This window comes from Enterococcus plantarum (assembly GCF_001730295.1).
GTDB lineage: Bacteria > Bacillota > Bacilli > Lactobacillales > Enterococcaceae > Enterococcus_L > Enterococcus_L plantarum.
Window position 1 is genome coordinate 1 of the sequence record NZ_MIKA01000049.1, and the last position, 17972, is coordinate 17972.

Sequence of the window (17972 nt, forward strand, 5' to 3'; positions counted from 1 at the left end):
TTTAGTCGCTAAAGTGTTCTAGACCAATTATAGCTAACTACGCATTAGGTAGGAGGTAGCTTTTTTTGCTTTTTTTACAAGTTTAGTTTTCGTATAAAAAGTAAAAATCACTTTTGTATCACACCCTAAATGCGCATAAACGGTGGGAGCAGAAGCAATCCCTTCGGAAATAAACGCTTCTGTCCCAGCTTCCTCTTTTTACACTAATTCATGATAAGACGTTTTTATTTTCTCAAAGAGTTTTGTATAAGGTTTTAAGCCCGTATATTGTTCAATCGCTTGATCCAATCCTTGTTCTTTAATAGCTTCTTGTAGTGCACAAGCTTCTGCATCCGTCGGTTCCTCAAATTTCATTGCAGCCGCAATTGCAATTGCTAAGGCTTTTGGTGTTTCGTTAAACGCTTCAACAAATTGTCTAGCTGGCTGAATGAATCGATCATTCTTCCCTATTTTTCTAATTGGAGATCGACCGACACGCGTCACAAAATCAGAAACATATGGATTTTTAAAACGCTCAATAATTTTATCAATATAAGCTTGATGTTCTTGATGGGAAAAGTGAAATTTTTTTTCTAGTAAGGCACCTGTTTCTTCTAATGCACTACGGACAATAAAAAGAACCTTTTCGTTATGAATCGCATCTTCGATCGATTCTATATTTCTCATATGGCCAAAATAAGCAGTCACTGCATGTCCTGTATTCACTGTAAATAGCTTACGCTCAATATAAGGTGTTAAGTCTGGAACATAACGTAATCCAATGATTTTCGGTGCGTTTTTTTCGTCTAAGGGTTCCTCTACCACCCATTCATAAAACGGTTCTACTGTCACAGTCAGTGGATTATCATGATCCTGATTTGGCACGATACGATCAACGGCTGAATTAGGAAAGGCAACAAACCCACTAACATAGCTCCTTGCAGCAGTGGATAACAAAGGAACAATCATCGATTTTAGCATTTCAGACCCGCCAATCATATTCTCACAAGCAATCACTGTTAAGTATCGATTAGAGGCAGCTCTTAATTCAATCCCTTTTGCAAGGACTTCTGCTAAATGTGGTAAAATGGTCGGACCTACTGCTGTTGTGACAATTTCAGCTTCGCTAATATAGGAAGCTAATTTTTCAGTTTCAGTAGCGCTATTGATAGCTTTGATCCCTTTAACTGTTGAGCGATCTTGTTCTGCATTTGCTAAAATCACTTCATAGTGACCTTGATCATTAATTTCAGCTACAATTTTTTCATTCACATCAGCAAAAATCACTTCATATCCCGCTTGGACCAATAACCAACCGATAAAGCCTCGACCTATATTCCCAGCACCAAAATGAACAGCTAATTTTGTCATACTGTCACCTCCTTTTTAAATAATTCAATGATTTTCGCTTCTGATTCTGCAACAATCAATTGTTGGACATTATCCGTTTCGGAACAAACTAAAGCAATTTGGGATAACAGTTCCAAATGTTCATCTCCAACACCTGCAATGCCAATAATCAATTTCACTTCATTGCCATCAAAATCTACACCTTCTGGCACTTGTAAGATAACAATTCCTGAATGATTGATTAGTTGTTTTGAGTCATCTGTTCCATGTGGGATTGCCACCATATTTCCAATGTACGTTGTGGTCAATTGGTCTCGTTCAATCATTTTCTCAATATAGTCCAGCTCAACATATCCTTGATCTACTAACTGTTTTCCTGCCGCTTCAATTGCTTTTTTTTTATCGGAAAAACGTTTCTTCAACACAATGTCTTCTTTTTTTAACGCAATCATATTATTTTCCCCTCGATTCTAAATATGTTAACAATTTTTGTGCAATATATGTGGTGACCTCTTCCTTTACTCCATCCTCCACCTGTTGGATCATATCTTGATCGTCGACAAAAAGTGTACTGATATAACTGATAACTTCTAACCCTTCTTGTGAAAATTTCTCTGGAACCACTAATAGAACAATTCGATCAATCGGCATTTTTGTGTGATTCATCGTTTCAATAGAAAGTGACTGTTCCAATGAAAATAGCTGAAAAACCGGTTCTTTGATCGACTCATTACGCGCATGAAACAACCCTATTTTTGTCCCTGGTAGACCGAAAGCTTTCCAATTGCCATCATATAAAAAAGTACTAACTAACGCTTCAACATCAATCTCTGGTGCTTTCTCTAAAAGTTGTGTACAAATGACCCGAACCGCATCTTCCATCGTCCCTAAGTTTTCATTCAATTTGGAGTAGTTGAAATTTTTTAATAGCGCTAGAACGATTGACGTGAAAATCTGTTGTTGTTCTAAAAAGTGAGTTGCTTCAAACAAAGTCAACTGTGCTTCTTGTTCTTCATGTGCCATTTTTTTATGATAGCCACTGTGTAAACTTTTCAAAAAAACACTGATCTGAGAAAGTTCTCTTTCTGTTAAAATAGGTGAAACTAAAAAATAATCAAAATCTACTTGACCTAAATCAATCGTTGAAATAATAATATTGTAATACCCCTCTGCTTTTTTTCTTCCTAATTCAAACAAAGAGACTGTTTCTAATTTCTTTAATTGCGGTATTCGTTGCCTCAATCGAGTTACCAACATTCTTGAGGTTCCGATGCCACTCGCACATACAACTAGTCCAGAAAAACGATTGGTACTTTCCACTTGCAATAGCACTGCGCCAAAGTGCAAAACTAAATAGCCAATTTCTTCATCTGGCGTTGGTTTTTCTTGATACACTTGATCAAATGCTCTTCTAACAACTTTGAACAGATCTTCATAATCTTGTTTGATCGAATGAATCAGCGGATTGTAAATTCTCATTCCTTGTTGTAAGCGTCTCAATGTCGGTCTTAAGTGCGCAATCAATCCCTTAGTCAAATGCTTTTTAGGTAGTTTTTGGCCTAACGCATATTCAACTTGTTCAATTAGTTTTTTTACTAAAATCATAACTTCTATTTCTTCATTTTCCATGAATCGAAATGTACTTTTGGCTGTTTTTACCCCTCTAAGATGTGTTGTTACATAACTTGCCTCACCATTAGGAACAACTTCTGGTTCCAGCTCTAAAATTTCAGCAAGCATTTGCTGCGCTGCAGTAAATTCTGGATAATGAATCAATTCGATGTTATTTTCATACGTTTGAATAAATTTTCCTGCAATCATTCGTTCTACTGAAATTGAAATATGCACAATCAAATTAGCATACGCTTCATCACTAATTGTCTCTGGATTAACACTGCGCCATCTCTTAACGCTTCGTTCTACTTTTTTTAATAATGATTCACTAACGAAATCTAACAAACGGTCTTCTACCCAATCGCTAGTGGCCAAATCCCTAGACGTTTCTTGAAAGAATTTTAGCAAACGGTAATCTGGAAACTGCTGGCCAAAGAGCTCACTCATCAATGCTCTTTTTTGTGCTTCGTCTGCTTGTAAAGAGACACCAAATCCTCTTCTTCTTTCGATTTTAACGGTTTTTGGTAGCCGCTCTTCAATTTTCGTTAAATCATTGCTGATTGTAGAAATCGTGACATTTAGATCATTCGCCAAACCAACTAGTTTTAGCCCTTCTTCTTTCAATAAGCTTTTGAGAATCTTTTGTTGACGCTCTTCTGGGCTGTACTCGTTATATGAAAGATCCATTAGTTGCCAACGAAACCGCTGTTTATCCGAATCATGTCCTTTTAAAGTCAAAATTCTATGTTCTTTCACCAAGCAAATCTGATAGGAAGATAATATCTCCTCAACTTCTTTTAAATCACGCCGAATAGTGCGAGCACTAACACTTAGATCTTCGGCTAATTCGTTGATATAAACTGGGCGGTTATTGTTTAGCAGCTGCTCTAAGATTAATCGAGCTCGTGCTGAAAGATACATAGAATTCTCCTCTCTAAAAATCATTAGTTACACAGGTATTTTCATTGCTAATAGTTTTTCAACTAATTCATAGTACTTCTCACTACTCAAAAAATTATCGACCGATACATGATAAGCTTTAGGCAATTTTTCTTTTGCTCGATTGGTTAAATCCTTATGCGTCACAACAATATCAGCATCATCCGGAAGCTGTGCTATCGCCGAATTCGCGACTTCTATCGGTAAACCAGCTTTTTTAATTTTGTTTCGTAAAACCGAGGCCCCCATCGCACTCGATCCCATTCCGGCATCACAAGCAAAAATAATTTTTTTAGTATTCGCTAACGTTTCCACCGGATTACTCCATTTTTCAGTTGCCAAAATACCTGTTCCTACTTCTGGCGTCATTGCTTTGCGTCCTTTTAGTGCGCTAGCTTGCTCTGAAGCCGATTCAATCGTTGTATTCGTTTCTTTTGACGTTTTTAAAACAACAGCAGAAATGACAAAGGAAACGGCCGTTGCTACAATAATTCCAGCAAATACGCCCACATACCCATCACGAGGTGTCATTGCTAAAATAGCAAAAATACTCCCTGGTGAAGCAGGTGCCACTAATCCAGCATTAAACAAAGAAAATGTCATTACTCCAGCCATTCCTCCACCAATCGCGGAAAGAATCAGTACAGGTTTCATTAAAATATATGGAAAATAAATTTCGTGAATACCACCTAAAAAATGAATAATAATCGCACCTGGAGCGGTCTGTTTAGCACTGCCACGACCAAAAATAGTATATGCTAATAAAATCCCCAATCCTGGTCCAGGATTGGATTCTAATAAGAATAAAACAGAACGGCCTGTCTCCGCAGCCTGCTCAATCGCAATCGGACTTATTACACCATGATTGATAGCATTATTTAGGAACAATACTTTAGCAGGCTCAACAAAGATACTTGCTAAAGGAAGCAAGCCATTTTCAACTAGGAAACCAACCCCAGTCGCCAACACATTATTCAATGTTTCAACAGCTGGTCCTACAATTAAAAAAGCAATAATTGCTAAAATCGAAGCAAAGATTCCAGATGAAAAATTGTTGACCAACATTTCAAAACCCGGTTTGATTTTGCCATCAACTAGCGCATCGAATTTTTTTATGCCATAAGCTCCAGCAGGTCCTACGATCATTGCGCCAAGAAACATAGGGATCTCAGCACCAGTGATCACCCCCATCGTAACCATTGCACCTACAACTCCACCACGAATATCATAAACTAATCGACCACCAGTAAACCCAATCAATATTGGCAATAAATACGTAATTGTCGGTCCCGTTATTTCATTTAATTGTTGATTTGGAAACCAGCCGGTTGGAATAAATAAAGCCGTCAAGATTCCCCATGCGATAAATGCCCCGATATTCGGCATGATCATTCCACTTAGAAAACTTCCAAATTGCTGAACTTTCACTTTTAAATTTCCTTGTGTTTGTTCCATTGTTTTCCTCCTTCTTCTAAACAAGAAAAATATTGAAAAGTTGATCTGCGCAGATCACTTTCAGACAAACCTTGCTTGTCTTCTACATTGTAAACGCTCGCTTAAAAGGATACAAGAAGATGAAAAATCAGTTTTGTCCAAATCCTTTGGACAAAAAATGAAGAAGAAATTATCTTATTCACTTTACTAAGAGTAAACTATCTTTTATAGAAAAAAACAGAGGTGGGACATGACTCTACAAGTCACGCCCCACCCCTATGGAATCCGGCTAAACGTTGGGAGTAGAAGCAACTACTTTCCTTTGCTTCGATTACATCAAGTCCTAAGTGCTAAAGCACTAAAAGTTGAAGGCTTCGTATATAAACACTTCTGTCCCAACCTTATCTACCTATTTAATTAAAATATATCTGACGATGGTCTAAGCAATTTCTGTTAAACAAATGACCGCAATGAAAACATTCCGTTTGTTTTTTATATTCACTTGCTGTCATTTCAGTTTGACATACCCCGCAAACAACAACTTTTTCATTTGGTTGTTTTGAAATCGGCCAAGCTAAAAAAAGATGATCCTCTTGTTCATCATGACAATGAAAACAAGCATAATACTTTTTACAAAAATAGCATTTATTCCCCACTATATCGACTGGTGAGTGATAGTGAAGACATCGTCCTTCGTTATCGATCGTTGCACCAAATATTTTGATCATGCTAATCCTTCCTTTGTCCGAGAGAGTTTGAAATTCTTTTTGCGATAATTGCCGCTAAAAATGCTTTTATTGCATCTCCTGGAATAAAAGCAAGACTTGCTATCAAACTTTTTGACAACGTCACGTCAGACAAAATACTTACGCCGACAGCTCCACAAAAATCAATAAATAATGCCCCAAAAAGAAGAGTAATAGCAAAAGCATACCAACTATTTTGATTATTCGAATTAAATTTTTCGCTCATCCAACCAATGAAATAAGTAGCAAATGGATAGGCAAAGAGATAACCTGCTGTCACTCCAAAAAAGACCATCATTCCCCCGCGTCCTCCCGCTAAAACAGGAAAACCAATAGCCACAAGTAATAGGAAAAGGACAGTCGCGATCGTGCCATTTTTTTTTCCAAGAAGTAAACCACTCAGCATAAAACCAGCATTTTGAATAACAATTGGTACTGGTAAAAGACTAATCGGAATCGGTGGGAAAAAGCCTAAAACGATAATAATACTGATCATAATAGCGATTTTAGTGATATCTTTTGTTTTCATTCAATTTCTCCAATCTATAATCTATATTAAAAATACACGTTCGATTTTCTTTTGTCAACCTGTAAAAAAAATAAGTTAACTAAAAAAACACTAAGTCTTTAGTTGTTTTTCCTGTTGATAATGATACAATAAAGTAAAAAGTACTTTTATCTGATATAGAGAGGATGAACAATTTGGCAGACTTTAGTTCAAAGGAAGCAGAAAAGCAATATTACGAACAAGAAGCAAGCGAAACTGACTTTTTAAACTGGTATCATCAACAAGAACTTCCTGAGTATGAAAAACCTTCTCTAACTGTAGATATTGTTTTAATGTGCTATAACAAAGAAGAAGATCAATTAAAAATTTTGCTGATCAAAAGAAAAGGACATCCTTACCGAAATTCTTGGGCTCTACCTGGCGGTTTTGTTAATAGAAATGAATCAACAGGTGAAAGTGTCTTGCGAGAAACTAAGGAAGAAACAGGTGTAGTCATTTCTAAAGAGAATATTGAACAGTTGCATAGTTTCAGCAGACCAGATCGTGATCCTAGAGGTTGGGTCGTAACGATTAGTTACTTAGCTTTTATTGGGGAAGAACCCTTGATAGCTGGCGATGATGCAAAAGAAGTTCGGTGGTTTACGATGGAACGCAAAGACAGCATCCTTTCTCTTACAAACAGTGATGTCGAAATTGTGTTAGATGTAAATACAGGTGCCTCCACTGGTAAAGATACATTAGCTTTTGACCATAGTGAAATCATTTTGAAAGCTTTCAATCGAGTAGCAAATAAAATGGAGCATGACCCTCAAGTACTTCAAGTATTGGGAAAGGATTTTACAATCACAGAAGCACGCAAAGTATTTGCTAAGTTCTCCGGAATTGATTATAAATCGATTGACCATTCAAATTTTAAGAAAGCTATGCTCCATCATTTTGAAGAAATTGGAGAACGTCCCGTTGGTATTGGCCGTCCTTCAAAAATTTATCAACTAAAAGCTGACAATGCCTAAAGAGAAAGGGTGATCCTATGGTTGTTTATTTTCGAAAAGCAATCCCTGATGACTTAAACAACATTATGAAAATCATTCAAAGTGCTCGTCGCCTTCTGCGTGAAAAGAATATCCCCCAGTGGCAAAATGGTGAAGGACCTAATGAAAAGCTATTAAAGCATGATATTACTTTACAACGATGTTATGTATTGATTGTTGACGATGATATTGCTGGTTTAGGAATCATTTCAACAGAAAGTGAACCACCCTATAACCATATAATGAACGGCCAATGGAACAATACACATGAAAAATACGGGACAATCCACCGAGTCGCTCTTTCCCCACTTTATCAGGGGAAAGGTCTCGCCCTACTGTTAATGAACTATCTGATCACTACTGCTAGACTTAATACTATTCTGGATATTCGTATTGATACGCATCCAAAAAATAAAGCGATGCAACAGCTGATCAGAAAAGCTGGTTTTACCTACCAAGGGGATATTCTTTTGCCTGTTGTTGATGGTGAGCGATTTGCTTATCAATTGGTATTGTCTTAATAAACGCCTAAATGCTGACAATCATATCGTTTTGTTTTTTGGTTTTTATTTATTGCTTACGTTTCTAACCTTTAAACGGTAAATTATACTGTTAGATCACTATAAAAGAGGCAGAGATATAACTCATAGAGTTATATCTCTGCCTCTTTAAAAACTATTTTACAATTTGTTTTGCAATAAAACTTGAATACTTCACTTGACCGTCCACATTCGGATGAACACGATCCTCATAAAACCATTCCTCATGATCATTACTATAGCCATACCAGTCGATCACAACTAAATTTTTGTATTTCTTTTTCATTGTTTCAAGCATCGTATTGACGTCATTTTGCCATCTCCTTGTCGGAACGCGGACATTGATCCAATAAACTTTACGTTTAGAACCAATTGCTGTCATAAATTCGTCAAACTGCGCTTCAGTAAAGGAACCGTTCGTTCCAAGACCAACTAGCACATTATTTTTCAATAATTTTTCATCATCTAATTTTTCAATGACTGGCGCACTAGTATACAATTGTCTGCCAACTTCGCCATCAACAATCATCTTAGGAAAAATTTCTTGAAGACCTGAAGCAGCATCTAAAATAACTGAATCGCCAAATGCCGTGATTTCCATCCCTTTCGCCTTCTTCATCTCTTCGGCTGTTAAATCAAAGTTCGTTTCTATTGGGGAAGTTGATTGTTCAGTCGAGTCTTTAGTTTCCCCATCGTTTTTGGCTTTCTCCTCTGCTTTTCGTTGCTCTGCTTTCTTTTTATTTGCTTCAATATTTTTTTGTAACTGTTGTTGTTCAGCGGTTACTTCATTTGAAGGTGCAATAGCCAACGCGAAAAGAGCAAAACAGGATATAACAACACTGATCAAGGCAGTCAATTTAGGAATTGTGGCCCATGGCTTGCGGAAAAAATCTTTAATAGCAAACCAAGTATATTTATAATAAAATTTACCTAAAGGCTTTTCAATAAAACGATAAGAAAGCTCACTGATCCCTAAAATTAATGCTATTTCAATGAGGGAGTGTAGAAATACATGATCGCTTAGATTTTGAATTTTTGCTTCATAAAAAATCATAACTGGGAATTGATACAAATAAATACCATAACTTCTTTTTCCAAACCAAGTAAATACTGGGTTCGTCAGCCAACGATTGAGGTCTGCACCTGGATGGGCCGTAACAGCAACCAGAAGTGTTGCAAAAATGCTGACAATAAACATACCGCCATAATACACAAAAGCAAAATGGTCTGCTAAGAATAAAAATGCGAGCAATAAGGCAACCAATGACGCAATACCAACACCGTTTAGTAAAGTCTTAGCTTTTATCGGAATTTCTTCTTTCAAACGGAAACTTGGCCAAACAAAAGCCAAAGCACTTCCCATCAAAATCGAAAATAGTCGTGTATCCGTCCCATAATATACTCTCGTAGGATCTGCCCCTGGAGTATAGAGAATAGCCATCAAAATACCAGAACCGACAGCCAGCCCCATGATCAATCCAAAAATTTTACCGCTGTGTTTAACATACCTTTTAAGGACAATAAATAACAATGGCCAAATCAAATAATTTTGTGCTTCAACGGCAAGAGACCATATATGTGTAAAAGGCGACTGCGTTGTAAATCGATCAAAATAAGAAAATCCTCTAAAAATCTGCCACCAATTATTATAATAAAGCACACTGCTGGCGACCACGCTGCGTAAGTTGTTTAACAAGTCTCTTTGAAAGAGAACGATATAGGCTGATGCTCCAATCAGCATAGTAATCAGGCCGGGGTATAGCCGTTTCATACGGCGTATATAGAAACCTTTCACATCGATTGTTTCGGTTTGAAGCCACTCTTGCCTTAGTAAATCAGTAATTAAATATCCAGAAACTGCAAAAAAAATAGGGACGCCTAAATAGCCCCCATGCATTATATTGGGGAACAAGTGATACAGAATCACACCGACGACCGCGATTGTTCGAATCCCATCGAACCCAGTAATATAACGGCGGTTTTCTAACCTTTTATTATTATTCATTTATATTTTCCAACTTTACTAATATTCTTTTTTATAATTCGAGTAATTTTTTAACAAAGGAAACATGATTTTAAAAATGACAGATGATAGAAAAAATAAGTCGTGTTTGACCAAAAAAGGTAGTCTGTTGAAGTGTAAAAAAATTTCTATCTGGCTCATGCTCTTTGACGGTCGTAGTTTTTCTAACCGATTTAATGTAGTAAGTTAAATATACGTTCTTTCCTGACAAATGGCAAGAGCTCTTACTCCATTTTTTGACTTTTTAAGCAAATTTTAGAAATTTTTTTTCAAAAAAAAGAGTGGACAATATGAAAGAATTTAATCTTACATACTATCCAATCTCATTGAACATAATTACTTGTTATTTATCGTGTATTTTTCATTGCCTCGGCACTCTTTTACGTCAATATATTGTTGTTTAAATTATTGTTGAATGCGATAAAAAATGGATCCTTTCGTTTGTGTCATTATTATACAAGTAGAGCATATAATGATGGATTATCACTAAGATCGATATACTTCGGATCGAACTCTGCCATTTTTGCTAATAAGTTTGGCAATTCTTCTTTATCTTTCAGCAAAATCCCCAAAACAACTGGTCCTGTTCCACGATTGACTTTTTTCGTGTATTCGAAACGAGTGATATCATCATTTGGACCTAATATATCTGTTACAAATTCTCTTAATGCACCCGGTCGCTGCGGAAAATTGATGACAAAATAATGTTTCAATCCTTCAAAAATCAATGAACGTTCTTCAATTTCTTCCATACGGTTAATATCATTGTTACCACCACTAATAATACAAACTACATTTTTCCCTTTTATATCATCCTTAACGAGTTCTAAAGCTGAAACACTTAATGCGCCAGCTGGCTCTACAACGATTGCTTGTTTTGTATACAACTCTAAAATCGTTGAGCACGCTTGTCCTTCATCGACAGCCAACAGCTCATCTACATATTCAAGTGCATGTTCATATGTTAAATTACCAACTTGTTTGACCGCAGCACCATCCACAAATTTTTCGACACTATCCAGCATTACCGGCTTTCCTTCATTAAAAGCAGCCCGCATCGATTGAGCGCCAAGTGGCTCTACTCCTACAACTACTGTAGTCGGGCTCACACTTTTAGTATAGGTTGAAATACCGCTAACTAAGCCTCCTCCACCTATTGCTGCTAACAAGTAGTCCACTTGAAATTCAGATTCTTTTGCTTCTTGAAAGACTTCAACCGCTACCGTTCCTTGACCAGCCATAATATTTAAATCATTAAAAGGATCAATAAATGCTTGATTATTAGCCTGGGCATATTCTTTAGCGGCTTTAGCAGAGGCATCAAAGGTATCACCGATTAATTTGACGGTTACTTCCTCTCCACCGAAAAATTTTACTTGAGAGATTTTTTGTTGTGGTGTAGTTGTCGGCATAAAAATTATTGCTGAAACCTTCATTTCATGGCAAGTAAACGCTACTCCTTGCGCGTGATTTCCAGCGCTAGCACACACAACGCCATTTTTTAGCATGTCATGAGGCGTTTGTTTGATTGCATAATAGGCTCCTCTTAATTTAAACGAACGTACTTTTTGTAAATCTTCTCTTTTTAAGTAAACATTACATTGATACTTTTGTGATAGGTACCTATCGTACTGTAATGGGGTTTTCGTTACGACCTCTTTTAACGTATCATAGGCTTCTTCGATATTTTCTTTAGTTAATTTCACCAATTTTTCCTCACCCTTTATTATGTAAAAGGTTGAGAAAATTATTTTTCTCAACCTCTATTTACTATTTTAGTCTTCTTTTGAGACAAATGGCATCATTTTACGTAGTTCTGCTCCAACTTTTTCAATCGGGTGTCCAGCGTTATCTTTACGCATTTGATTGAACTCTTTAAAGCCATTTTTATTATCATCAATGAACCCTTTAGCAAATTTGCCATTTTGGATATCTGTAAGGACTTCTTTCATATTGGCTTTTGCTTCAGCAGTCACAACACGAGGCCCTGAAACATAATCACCATATTCAGCAGTATTTGAGATTGAATTACGCATTTTCTCAAATCCTCCCTCATAAATAAGGTCAACAATCAATTTCAATTCATGGCATACTTCAAAGTACGCTAATTCTGGCTGGTAGCCCGCTTCTGTTAATGTTTCAAAACCTGCTTCAATCAAACTTGTTAAACCACCGCACAATACTGCTTGTTCACCAAATAAATCCGTTTCAGTTTCTTCTTTAAAGGTTGTTTCTAATACTCCCACACGAGTGGCACCGATTCCTTTTGCATAAGATAAAGCCACGTCACTTGCTTTGCCTGTTGCATCTTGATAAACCGCAAATAATGCTGGAACAGCAAAGCCTTCTGTAAAAGTACGACGAACAAGATGTCCTGGTCCTTTTGGAGCAACTAAGAAAACATCCACATCTTTTGGTGGGTTGATTACATCAAAATGAATATTGAAACCATGACCGAATGCTAAAGCATTACCAGCTTCTAAGTTTGGTGCAATTTCATTGTCATAAAGATCTCCTTGGATTTCATCTGGAGCTAAAATCATGACTACATCTGCTTTTTTAGATGCTTCTTCAACTGTTAACACATCAAATCCATCATTACGAGCAGCTTCCGCTGATTTTCCTTCACGGATTCCGATGATGACTTGATTCCCATTGTCTCTTAAGTTTTGCGCATGGGCGTGACCTTGTGAACCGTAGCCAATGATGGCGATCGTTTTCCCTTCTAATTGATTGTTTTCTACTGAGTTATCATAATATACTTTTGCCATTGTTGAACCCTCCAAATTTTTTATGCTTATAAGCGTATGCTTTAAGACCTTTTTTTAGTTGTTGCCTCGAGTAAATCCTGTAACACCTGTTCGTGCAAGTTGTTTGATTCCATAAGGTGTAACTACATCAACAAATGCACTGATTTTTTCGCTCGTTCCTGTGACTTGAATCACCACTGAGCGAGTACCTACATCAATCACGTTCGCTCTAAATGGATCGATCACAGAGAATAATTCAGCTCGAACAGCAGCTGGTGCATTAAGTTTTACCAACGCTAATTCTCTTTCTAAATGTGGTTCATCTGTTATATCAGAAACCTTGATCACATCGATTTGTTTGTTCAATTGTTTAGTGACCTGTTCACTTTCATTTAAGTCGGCTACTTGAATCACAATCGTAATTCGTGAAACATTGTCTAATTCTGTCGGTCCAACTGAAATACTATCGATATTAACTTGCCTACGCGTCAGTACACCACTAAAACGATTTAAGACACCTGAATTATTATTGACTGTCGCTGTAATGATTCGTCTCATTTCAGTCCACCCCCAGCATTTGATAGTTTGCTTTACCCGCTGGAACCATTGGTAATACATGTTCCGTTGGTGACACCATGACTTCAATCAACAAAGGACCTGTTTCTTTAAAGGCTTCTGTCAATTCAGCTTCTAGAGTTTTGGGATCCTCTATTCGGAGTCCTTTGATATGATAGGCTTCTGCCATCTTCACAAAATCCGGTTGAGAGGTGAAAACTGATTCTGAACGACGTTCGTTGAAGAAACTTTCCTGCCATTGACGCACCATTCCTAATGATTGATTATTCAAAATCACAATTTTAATTGGAATATTGTATATAGTTAAAATTGCTAATTCTTGATTCGTCATTTGGAACCCACCATCACCAACAAAAAGTACAACTTCTTTGTCTGGACAACCTAATTTTGCGCCAATTGCAGCTGGCACACCGTACCCCATCGTTCCTAGACCACCACTTGTTATAAGCTGTTTCTCATTTTTGAATGGATAAAACTGAGCTGCCCACATTTGGTGCTGACCTACATCGGTTGCCACAATCGCTTCACCATTTGTCAGTTCCCCAATAAATTCAATGACTTTTTGAGGTTTGATTTCTGCCTTTTGTTCTTTATCGTATTTAAAGGGATGCAATTTTTTTCTTGAAAGATTTAGTTTTCTCCATTCCGTACAATCGGCACTTTCAACTTCAATCTTTAACATCTCTTTTAATGTTTCTTTGGCATCTGCTACAATCGGTATTTGCGTTTCAATAATTTTGCCAATTTCTGCTGGATCAATATCAACATGTGCAATTACTGCATTCGAAGCAAATTCTTTTGGCGCACTAGCCAAACGATCGTCAAAACGGGAACCTAGATTGATCAACAGATCGCAGTCGGTCAAAGCCATATTAGCCGCAAAAGACCCATGCATGCCACCCATCCCTAAAAATAATTCATTTTCTGTCGGGACTGCCCCTAAACCTAAAAGGGTACATAGCGCTGGAACTTGGTATTTATTGATAAATTCTACTAATTCTTTCCCAGCATCAGCATGTAAAACGCCTGCACCAACCAATATTAAGGGTTTTTTAGCAACTGCTAAAGCTTCCATCAGTTTTTTTACTTGAAGTTTATTTGGTTTTACTGTCGGCTGATAGCTAGGTAAATTTAAATTGACCTCAATCTCAGCATCAGCTTCCATGATTGTCATATCTTTAGGCAAATCGATTACAACTGGTCCTTTTCTACCTGTTGTCGCAATGTGAAAAGCTTCTTCGATGATTCTCGGTAATTCTTTGGTCTCACGAACTTGGTAATTATTTTTTGTAATAGGCATTGTCAGTCCGATGACATCAGCTTCTTGAAAGGCATCTTTGCCAATGCCATCTGTAACTACCTGACCTGTGAAAACAACCATCGGAATCGAATCACTCATCGCATCCGCAATACCGGTAATTGCATTTGTTGCACCAGGACCACTAGTTACGATTACGACCCCAGGTTTTCCAGTAGCTTTAGCATATCCTTCTGCAGCATGGACCGCTCCTTGTTCATGTCTTGTCAAAATATGAGGAATATCTCTGTCATATAATGCATCATATAGAGGGAGGACCGCCCCACCAGGATATCCAAATATCATTTCTACTTCTTGTTTTTGCAGTGCATCAATTAAGATTCTTGAACCATTTTTCATTTTTCTTTGTTCTTCCGCCATGAGCTTCCCTCCTCTAGTCTAGCAAATCTTCTGGAATCTGCATGATTCCTCCTGTATGCGCTGATGTTACCAACGCCGTGTAACGAGCTAAGTATCCTGTTTTTACTTTCGCTTTAAATTTCGGCAATTGGTCATTTCTTTTCGCCAATTCTTCATCAGAAACATGTAATTCTAGTGTTCGATTAATCAAATCAATTTCAATTTCATCGCCATCTTTGACTAACGCAATGGGACCGCCTGCTGCCGCTTCTGGAGAAATATGTCCTACTGCTATTCCACGAGTTGCCCCTGAAAAACGACCATCCGTAATCAAAGCCACATCTTTCCCTAACCCTCGTCCAACGATACTTGATGTTGGAGCCAACATTTCTGGCATACCAGGGCCGCCTTTTGGTCCTTCATAACGAATAACCACCACATGTCCTTTTTTCACTGTATGATCATCGATTGCTGCAACAGCTTCATCATGAGAACTAAAGCAAATAGCTTTTCCTACGAATTTTTTGATTGAAGGATCTACTCCACCAACCTTGATTACACTTCCTTTGGGTGCGATATTTCCATACAAAATTGACAAACCTCCAACTGGGCTATATGGATTTTCTTTTGGATGGATAACTTCTTCATTTTTGATTACAGCATCCTGAACGTTTTCACGAATTGTTTTTCCTGTAACGGTGATACGATCTGGATGGATAGCGTTTCCTAAGTCTACTAACTCTTTCATGATTGCCGGAACACCTCCAGCTTCATGAACGTCATGCATTGAATACGCTGACGATGGTGCAATTTTAGACAAGTAAGGCACACGTTCAGCAATCGCATTGACTTCTTCTAAGTTGTAGTCGATTTCTGCTTCATTCGCAATCGCCAAGGTATGCAACACAGTGTTTGTTGAGCCACCCATCGCCATATCCAATGCAAAAGCATCATCAATGGCTTCTTTTGTAATGATATCTCTTGGCTTCACCTGATTTTTGACTAAATCCATCAAATGGAATGCTGATTGCCTAACAAGCTCTCTTCGTTCGTCTGAAACGGCTAAAATAGTTCCGTTACCAGGTAATGCCATTCCTAAAACTTCCATCAAGCAATTCATAGAATTCGCTGTAAACATTCCTGCACATGAACCACAAGTTGGACAGGCATTTTGTTCCATAAAATTAAATTCTTCTTCCGTCATTTTCCCTTCTTTAAATGTTCCTACCGCTTCAAACATATTAGAAAGAGTAGTCGTGTGACCTCTTGGATCGATACCTGCTTTCATTGGGCCACCAGAACAGAAAATTGCTGGAACGTTTGTTCTAACACTAGCCATCAGCATACCAGGAGTAATTTTGTCGCAGTTTGGAATATAGAAGACACCATCAAACCAGTGAGCATTGATTACGGTCTCAGCAGCATCAGCAATAATCTCTCTACTTGGTAATGAGTAGCGCATACCGATATGTCCCATAGCAATACCATCATCAACACCGATCGTATTAAACTCAAAAGGAATTCCTCCAGCTTCCCGGATTGCTTCTTTGGCAACATCCGCCAATTCTCTTAAATGCACATGCCCAGGCACAATATCAATATATGAGTTACAAATTGCGATAAACGGCTTGTCCATATCTTTGGCATTTTTTACTTGTCCAGTTGCATAAAGTAAGCTTCTGGCAGGTGCTGCTTCAATTCCTTTTTTGATTTGATCACTACGCATTTTCATCCACTCCAATTCAGTTATCTCCAGAAGAGTTCAATTATGATTCTTCGGATTCGTTTTTTATTTTTCCTCGTGCCTCTTTATATAACTTTCTACAAAAAAAGCATCCCATCAATTGAATGGGATGCTTTAGTAAGACCCCCATTTACCAAAGACAAACAGGACTCTAACATCTGCGAAATTTCTCAGTGTTCTAAGTCCTACACGATAAAATAATGACTAATACGTGGCTGTTGTTTGTCTTTTTCATGATAATGGTCTCCTCTTTTAAAAAATCTACAAAGATTAAAATAGCATGTGATAAATAAAAGCTTTTGTTAACTATAAACCTAATAAATGAGAATGTCAATAAAATTTGATAAAAAGATTCAGAAAATTCCAACAATGTCGGTACTGACTTTCTTACTTATTGTCGCAAAACGCTGTAAAACCTCTTTTTTTGGACGTAATAAGTGACATGAATACTCTTTTTTTCCTTTCAAAATACTCATTACTGCGCACCTATTTTTAATCTTCAAAACAAAAAAGCTGATACCCGACTCATTTGGGTATCAGCTACTTATGTAATCTTATCCTCTTTGGAAATAATACAATGGTTTGTGTGTTAAACGTTTCATTTGTCTTTTTTTATCTTCAATAATTGAAAGTAATTCTTCTGAAAAATTTTCTATTATCACACGGCCACCTTTATATGTACTGCCGCCCATTGAAATCACTTCATCCGGTGTTAAGATTACTTTTCTATGGGAAATTTTTTTGAAAAATTCTTCAATCAAATATGTAGGCAAATAGAAATTGTTTTGTGCCGAAAATGATTCTAAATAGATAAAATCATCGATACTGATATAACAATCATCCATTGACATGAAATTCACAGACTTGTCTACATAAATATCTCTTTTTTGTAAAATCTCATTGATTTTCTTGTTCAAAAGATTCAGGGTTTCTATTTCTTTGACAAAATTTTCTAATTCACGATAACGTACCGCTTTGCGTTCTTCATAGGTTACACGTAGCGCAACACCAATCGATACGATAACTGCACCAATCAAGACACCCGTTATACCTGCAATAAAAACAACCATTTGGATTCCCTC

16 protein-coding genes are annotated in these 17972 nt (G+C 37.2%); 2 read left to right on the forward strand and 14 right to left on the reverse strand.

Translation table 11 applies throughout. The features are described 5' to 3' along the window. Positions 1-198 precede the first annotated feature (198 nt). The 6 genes from BCR22_RS13615 to BCR22_RS13640 form a co-directional block, all read right to left on the reverse strand. Entirely contained in the window at positions 199-1350 is a 1152-nt protein-coding gene (locus BCR22_RS13615; protein ID WP_069655431.1) for a mannitol-1-phosphate 5-dehydrogenase, read from the reverse strand. Further along, positions 1347-1781 carry a PTS mannitol transporter subunit IIA gene (locus BCR22_RS13620; protein WP_069655432.1) on the reverse strand — a complete coding sequence of 145 codons (435 nt, stop codon included), beginning with the start codon at positions 1779-1781 and terminating at the stop codon, positions 1347-1349. The genes BCR22_RS13615 and BCR22_RS13620 overlap by 4 nt, the downstream gene beginning before the upstream one ends. A gap of 1 nt (position 1782) precedes the next feature. Continuing rightward, a complete protein-coding gene (locus tag BCR22_RS13625; RefSeq protein ID WP_069655433.1) occupies positions 1783-3864 on the reverse strand; it encodes a BglG family transcription antiterminator in 2082 nt (693 codons plus the stop codon). A 27-nt stretch (positions 3865-3891) separates the two neighbouring features. Further along, on the reverse strand, positions 3892-5337 hold the full coding sequence (locus BCR22_RS13630) for a PTS mannitol transporter subunit IIBC (RefSeq protein ID WP_069655434.1): 1446 nt from the start codon (positions 5335-5337) through the stop codon (positions 3892-3894). A gap of 392 nt (positions 5338-5729) precedes the next feature. Further along, entirely contained in the window at positions 5730-6044 is a 315-nt protein-coding gene (locus BCR22_RS13635) for a CHY zinc finger protein (protein ID WP_069655435.1), read from the reverse strand. Between the two features lies 1 nt (position 6045). Beyond that, positions 6046-6591, reverse strand: coding sequence for a biotin transporter BioY (locus BCR22_RS13640; RefSeq protein WP_069655436.1), 546 nt, complete (start codon positions 6589-6591; stop codon positions 6046-6048). 173 nt (positions 6592-6764) lie between these two features. On the opposite strand from BCR22_RS13640, the gene BCR22_RS13645 reads away from it, so the two are divergent. Beyond that, positions 6765-7583 (forward strand): NUDIX domain-containing protein, encoded by an 819-nt coding sequence (locus BCR22_RS13645; RefSeq protein WP_111248775.1) that lies wholly within the window; start codon positions 6765-6767, stop codon positions 7581-7583. A gap of 17 nt (positions 7584-7600) precedes the next feature. Beyond that, on the forward strand, positions 7601-8122 hold the full coding sequence (locus tag BCR22_RS13650) for a GNAT family N-acetyltransferase (RefSeq protein ID WP_069655438.1): 522 nt from the start codon (positions 7601-7603) through the stop codon (positions 8120-8122). Positions 8123-8276: 154 nt separating this feature from the next. Here the strand turns inward: BCR22_RS13650 and BCR22_RS13655 are convergent, their stop codons facing one another. The 8 genes from BCR22_RS13655 to BCR22_RS13685 form a co-directional block, all read right to left on the reverse strand. Further along, positions 8277-10145, reverse strand: a complete 1869-nt coding sequence (locus tag BCR22_RS13655; protein WP_069655439.1) for an acyltransferase family protein — start codon at positions 10143-10145, stop codon at positions 8277-8279. 470 nt (positions 10146-10615) lie between these two features. Then, positions 10616-11872, reverse strand: coding sequence for a threonine ammonia-lyase IlvA (ilvA, locus tag BCR22_RS13660; protein WP_141706584.1), 1257 nt, complete (start codon positions 11870-11872; stop codon positions 10616-10618). 66 nt (positions 11873-11938) lie between these two features. After that, positions 11939-12934 (reverse strand): ketol-acid reductoisomerase, encoded by a 996-nt coding sequence (ilvC, locus tag BCR22_RS13665; protein WP_069655441.1) that lies wholly within the window; start codon positions 12932-12934, stop codon positions 11939-11941. A 54-nt stretch (positions 12935-12988) separates the two neighbouring features. Continuing rightward, positions 12989-13471 (reverse strand): acetolactate synthase small subunit, encoded by a 483-nt coding sequence (gene ilvN / locus BCR22_RS13670; protein WP_069655442.1) that lies wholly within the window; start codon positions 13469-13471, stop codon positions 12989-12991. Between the two features lies 1 nt (position 13472). Continuing rightward, positions 13473-15167, reverse strand: a complete 1695-nt coding sequence (gene ilvB / locus BCR22_RS13675) for a biosynthetic-type acetolactate synthase large subunit (RefSeq protein WP_069655443.1) — start codon at positions 15165-15167, stop codon at positions 13473-13475. Between the two features lie 13 nt (positions 15168-15180). Further along, on the reverse strand, positions 15181-16872 hold the full coding sequence (gene ilvD / locus BCR22_RS13680) for a dihydroxy-acid dehydratase (protein WP_069655444.1): 1692 nt from the start codon (positions 16870-16872) through the stop codon (positions 15181-15183). A gap of 371 nt (positions 16873-17243) precedes the next feature. Continuing rightward, positions 17244-17366, reverse strand: coding sequence for a hypothetical protein (locus BCR22_RS15880; protein ID WP_276205067.1), 123 nt, complete (start codon positions 17364-17366; stop codon positions 17244-17246). Positions 17367-17444: 78 nt separating this feature from the next. After that, entirely contained in the window at positions 17445-17960 is a 516-nt protein-coding gene (locus BCR22_RS13685) for a hypothetical protein (RefSeq protein ID WP_069655445.1), read from the reverse strand. Between the last annotated feature and the right edge of the window lie 12 nt (positions 17961-17972).

Excerpts from the sequence above, each read along its gene's own strand:
- BCR22_RS13615 (WP_069655431.1), bottom strand. The coding sequence starts at position 1,350 with ATGACAAAATTAGCTGTTCATTTTGGTGCTGGGAATATAGGTCGAGGC.
- BCR22_RS13620 (WP_069655432.1), bottom strand. The coding sequence starts at position 1,781 with ATGATTGCGTTAAAAAAAGAAGACATTGTGTTGAAGAAACGTTTTTCC.
- BCR22_RS13625 (WP_069655433.1), bottom strand. The coding sequence starts at position 3,864 with ATGTATCTTTCAGCACGAGCTCGATTAATCTTAGAGCAGCTGCTAAAC.
- BCR22_RS13630 (WP_069655434.1), bottom strand. The coding sequence starts at position 5,337 with ATGGAACAAACACAAGGAAATTTAAAAGTGAAAGTTCAGCAATTTGGA.
- BCR22_RS13635 (WP_069655435.1), bottom strand. The coding sequence starts at position 6,044 with ATGATCAAAATATTTGGTGCAACGATCGATAACGAAGGACGATGTCTT.
- BCR22_RS13640 (WP_069655436.1), bottom strand. The coding sequence starts at position 6,591 with ATGAAAACAAAAGATATCACTAAAATCGCTATTATGATCAGTATTATT.
- BCR22_RS13650 (WP_069655438.1), top strand. The coding sequence starts at position 7,601 with ATGGTTGTTTATTTTCGAAAAGCAATCCCTGATGACTTAAACAACATT.
- BCR22_RS13655 (WP_069655439.1), bottom strand. The coding sequence starts at position 10,145 with ATGAATAATAATAAAAGGTTAGAAAACCGCCGTTATATTACTGGGTTC.
- ilvC (WP_069655441.1), bottom strand. The coding sequence starts at position 12,934 with ATGGCAAAAGTATATTATGATAACTCAGTAGAAAACAATCAATTAGAA.
- ilvN (WP_069655442.1), bottom strand. The coding sequence starts at position 13,471 with ATGAGACGAATCATTACAGCGACAGTCAATAATAATTCAGGTGTCTTA.
- ilvB (WP_069655443.1), bottom strand. The coding sequence starts at position 15,167 with ATGGCGGAAGAACAAAGAAAAATGAAAAATGGTTCAAGAATCTTAATT.
- ilvD (WP_069655444.1), bottom strand. The coding sequence starts at position 16,872 with ATGCGTAGTGATCAAATCAAAAAAGGAATTGAAGCAGCACCTGCCAGA.
- BCR22_RS15880 (WP_276205067.1), bottom strand. The coding sequence starts at position 17,366 with ATGAGTATTTTGAAAGGAAAAAAAGAGTATTCATGTCACTTATTACGT.
- BCR22_RS13685 (WP_069655445.1), bottom strand. The coding sequence starts at position 17,960 with ATGGTTGTTTTTATTGCAGGTATAACGGGTGTCTTGATTGGTGCAGTT.